Source organism: Leptolyngbya sp. CCNP1308 (assembly GCF_034932455.1).
In the GTDB taxonomy this organism is placed as follows: domain Bacteria; phylum Cyanobacteriota; class Cyanobacteriia; order Phormidesmidales; family Phormidesmidaceae; genus Nodosilinea.
The window spans coordinates 1-853 of sequence record NZ_JAYGIH010000135.1; the positions used below are offsets into that span (position 1 = coordinate 1).

The following is an 853-nucleotide window of genomic DNA, read 5'->3' on the forward strand; positions in this document are numbered from 1 at the left end:
GGTAGTGGATTAACGTAAAGGATAGAGGGAAATAAGGTAACGCCGACGTATTCCTAGATTCTGAGGGAGTAGGCTCCATGACAATCGAGATGACCTGTCCAACTTGTGGGTCTCACGACATCTCCAAGAACGGCACCACCCGGCGCGGTAAGCAAAACTACAAGTGCCGAGACTGCAACCGCCAGTTCGTAGAAGATCCCCAGTGGAAGCCGAAAGACAAGGATACTCGGGCCTTCGTTAATCGACTGCTGTTGGAGAAAATTCCATTAGCCGGTATCGCCAGGACCACCAATGTCTCGGATAGCTGGCTCCAGACCTACGTCAACGCGTGCTATGACGCCGTGCCCAAAGCGGCAGAGGTCATTCCCAAGGTCAAAGGCAAGCTCAAAGTGCAGATGGATGAACTCTGGTCTTTTGTCGATAACAAAGGCAACAAGCAGTGGGTCTGGCTGGCGATCGATGCTGACACCCGAGAAATTATTGGTTGCCATATCGGTGACCGCTCTCGAGAATCGGCGCTTGCCCTCTGGCAGTCCATCCCGGCGGTCTACCGGCAATGTGCCAAGGTCTACACCGATTACTGGGAGGCCTACGTCACCGTCATTCCGAGCAAACGACATACGGCGGTTGGCAAAGAGAGCGGTTTGACGAGCTACATCGAACGCCTGAACAACACCCTGAGGCAGCGGATTTCACGGTTGGTGCGGAAGGCGCTGTCCTTTTCCAAGAAGCTAGAGAATCACATTGGTGCGATCTGGACGTTCATCCACGACTACAATCGCCGCGTCAGAGAGAAGTTGGCAGAACGGGAATCGCCTACGTTTTCCTCTGTCCTTTACTAAAGTGCACTACC

Annotated in this window: 1 protein-coding gene; it reads left to right on the plus strand. The window is 53.5% G+C overall.

Going from position 1 to position 853, the window contains the following annotated elements:
- Window positions 1–89: 89 nt before the first annotated feature.
- Window positions 90–842: an IS1 family transposase gene (locus VB780_RS31280; protein WP_323355103.1), complete on the plus strand. Its 753-nt coding sequence runs from the start codon at window positions 90–92 to the stop codon at window positions 840–842.
- The last annotated feature ends 11 nt before the right edge of the window (window positions 843–853 follow it).